A 2,950-nucleotide genomic window follows, 5' to 3' on the forward strand; every position below is an offset into this window, starting at 1 on the left:
CCGACGCTCCAAGCCCTGCGTGAGCTGTTGGAAAAATTCGACGGCTGCGCGCTGAAGGCGACCGCGACACGGCTGGTGTTCGCCGACGGCAATCCGAAGGCGCGCATCATGCTGGTCGGCGAGGCGCCCGGACGCGAGGAGGATATCGAGGGACTGCCGTTCGTCGGGCGCTCGGGCAAGCTGTTGGACCGCATGCTCGGCGCGATCGGGCTCGACCGGACCAGCGCCTACATCGCCAATGTGATTCCGTGGCGGCCGCCCGGCAACCGCACGCCCACCCCGCAGGAGACGCAAATCTGCCTGCCGTTCATCAGGCGGCAGATCGAGCTGGTCGATCCCGACGTGCTGGTGACGCTCGGCAATCCCTCGACCCAGGCCTTGCTTGGCACCCGCGAAGGCATCATGCGCAGTCGCGGCAAATGGCTCGACTACGATACCGGCAGCCGCGTGATCCCCGCGATTGCCACCTTCCACCCGGCCTATCTGTTGCGCTCGCCGTCGTACAAGCGGATGTCCTGGCAGGATCTGCGCGCGATCGCGAAAGCACTCGCGCAAGTGTCCGCATCCTGAAGAGTCAGTTCACGGTCCCTTCGGCCGCACGATCCCCCAGCCGATCCGCAGCAGCGGCTGGCGGCCATCGATCAGCCAGTCGAACGCCCGCGGCACTTCCGGCACCAGGCCGGGAAAGCGCGCGGCGATCTCGGCTGGCGGCGTGCCGACGGTGTCGGACGCCCGCCAGACCACGACACCGCCGGTTTTGTTGAATGTCGCGGCGCTCACCCATGGCGTCCGCTGCGGCGCCGCGTCGATGAAGAGATGCGGACGGCCGGCACCAAGCGCGATCAGGCCGGCGATTTCCGTATCGCCGGCGACCGCGCGCAGAGGATGGTTGGTGCGGCGCGCAAAACTCTCACCGAAGAACTGCGCGATGGCGCGCGTGGGCAGTGAGGTCGCGACCTCCCGGCTCCCGATCCAGGGCAGGAACAGCGTGCCTGCGATCACCGCCAGTGCCGGTGCTGCGATGGCCGCCGCCCACACCGTGCGCAGCACGCGCTGGCGCCTGAGATGGATGAGGTCGCCGGTCGCAACGATCACGGCGAGCCCGATCATCATGAGCGCAATGCCGGTCCCGCTGACCACGGAATCGAGATTGAACAGGCCGGAGATCAGGCTGCTTGCCATCGCGGGTGCGATCGCAAAAAAATACACGAATTCGCGCGCCAGCGGATCGACCGGCGGCCGGTAGATGATGGGCGCTTCCTCCGGCGCGCGGCTGAACCAGCCGAGATTGAGCACGGCGAGAAGCAATATCCCGGACATCGACAGCAACAGGCCGCCGAGCAGCCGGACCCAGTGCACGGCCCTTGCGCCGAGCTCCGCCACCGCCGGTAGTGGCGGCAGACCAAGCATGTCGGCCCGGATCAGCCAGATCAGATAGGGCAGCGCCAGCACCACGATCACGAGCAGCGCAAACAGCGGATCGAACGTCAACAGCATGCGCCGGCCGCGCTCGGTGACGAGCGCAAAGCCCGCGACCAGGAGCAACAGGCCGATCACCGCCGGCGTCGTCAACAGCAACAGCCCGGCGGCGATCGACCACGCGAACCACGCGTTGCGCCGGCTCTGGCCGATCAGCTGCCAGGAGTACAGCAACAACATCGCCCACAGCGGGCGCGCCGCCACCGGCGGCCCGAATGCAAGGCTTGGTGAACTGAACGCCGTCAGCGTCATGGTCAAGAGCACCGCCAGCACCGCCTGCTGTCCGCCGACCACCGCACGTGCCAGAAAATAGACCGTCCAGAAGGTCGCAATCGAGCACAGCTCGGCCAGCACATAGACGCCGAACAAATGATTTCCGCTGACACGAAAGGCGATATCGGCAAGCCAGAACGCCAAGGGCGGTCCGAGATCGGTGCCGACCTGGTATTCCCGTCCATAGGCGAGCACCGTCGCCAGATGGTCCGGCGGACTCGAGTAGAACAACAGCGGCACGGCGAGCCACAGTGCCGCCTGCAGCAGCACCACGATCCAGACCACCAGCCGCGGCCGGGCCCGGATCAGCTCGATTACCAGGGAAGTGAAACGCATGAACCGTCCGGACAGGCGGGCTCGCGGCACACGCCGGCCCTCTTCGATCCCGCAAGGTGATAGAGCCCGGCCGCCGTCGAGGCAACAGGGCGCCGAAGCAACAAGCAATTGGACGCGATCAGATCGCTGCAGGGGTATCGGTCGTGATTTGCGTTTCAGCCGCGAACAGATCGCCCTTGCGCTCGATGGTCCAGGGTTGATGCTTCTCCCGCGCGGCGATCACGGGGGCGAAAAATCTGCGGTGATGCACCGACGGCCCGAGCCGGTCGAGCGCCTCGAGATGCTCCGGCACGCTATAGCCCTTGTGCTGCGCGAAGCCGTAGCCCGGACATTGCTCCGCCAGCGCGCACATCAGCCGGTCGCGCGTCACCTTGGCGATGATCGAGGCCGCGGCAATCGATAGGACGAGGCCATCGCCGCCGATCACGGCTTCGCAGTCGCAGGCGACGTCGAGCCTGTCGCGGCCGTCGACGAACACATGTCTGGGCCTCTCCGGCAGCGCATGGACGGCGCGCGCGAGCGCCCAGAGCGAGGCGCGCAGGATATTGTCGCGATCGATCCGCGCCGGCGAGGCGACCGCCACGGCAAAGGCCGATGTCGCGCAGATCTTGTCGAACAGCTGTTCGCGCTGCTCCGGCGTCAGCCGCTTGGAATCATCGATCCCCTTCGGGATTCGCTTCGGATCGAGCACGACGGCTGCCGCCACCACCGGTCCGGCCAAGGGACCGCGTCCGGCCTCGTCGCAGCCGGCGACCGGCCAGATGTCGCGCTTGATCAGCGCCCGCTCCCGCCGAAAGCTCGGCGGCGCGACCGCGATCACGCCTTTCGGCGGCTTCGCGGCATCCTTCGCCGTACTCTTGCC

3 protein-coding genes are annotated in these 2,950 nt (G+C 67.2%); 1 reads left to right on the forward strand and 2 read right to left on the reverse strand.

What is annotated here, in order from left to right; genetic code table 11:
• A partial coding sequence (locus WCB02_RS02770; RefSeq protein WP_423956126.1) for a uracil-DNA glycosylase occupies positions 1 to 570 on the forward strand: 570 nt, incomplete at its 5' end.
• A gap of 9 nt (positions 571 to 579) precedes the next feature.
• Here the strand turns inward: WCB02_RS02770 and WCB02_RS02775 are convergent.
• Positions 580 to 2,088, reverse strand: coding sequence for a glycosyltransferase family 39 protein (locus WCB02_RS02775; protein ID WP_423956128.1), 1,509 nt, complete (start codon positions 2,086 to 2,088; stop codon positions 580 to 582).
• A gap of 118 nt (positions 2,089 to 2,206) precedes the next feature.
• On the reverse strand, positions 2,207 to 2,950 hold a 744-nt coding region (locus WCB02_RS02780; protein WP_423956130.1), incomplete at its 5' end, for a ribonuclease HII.

This window comes from Bradyrhizobium sp. (genome assembly GCF_049581145.1).
Classification (GTDB): domain Bacteria; phylum Pseudomonadota; class Alphaproteobacteria; order Rhizobiales; family Xanthobacteraceae; genus Bradyrhizobium.

What these genes read in the sequence shown, in the direction of transcription:
- WCB02_RS02775 (WP_423956128.1), bottom strand. Translation starts at nt 2,088, where the DNA reads ATGCGTTTCACTTCCCTGGTAATCGAGCTGATCCGGGCCCGGCCGCGG.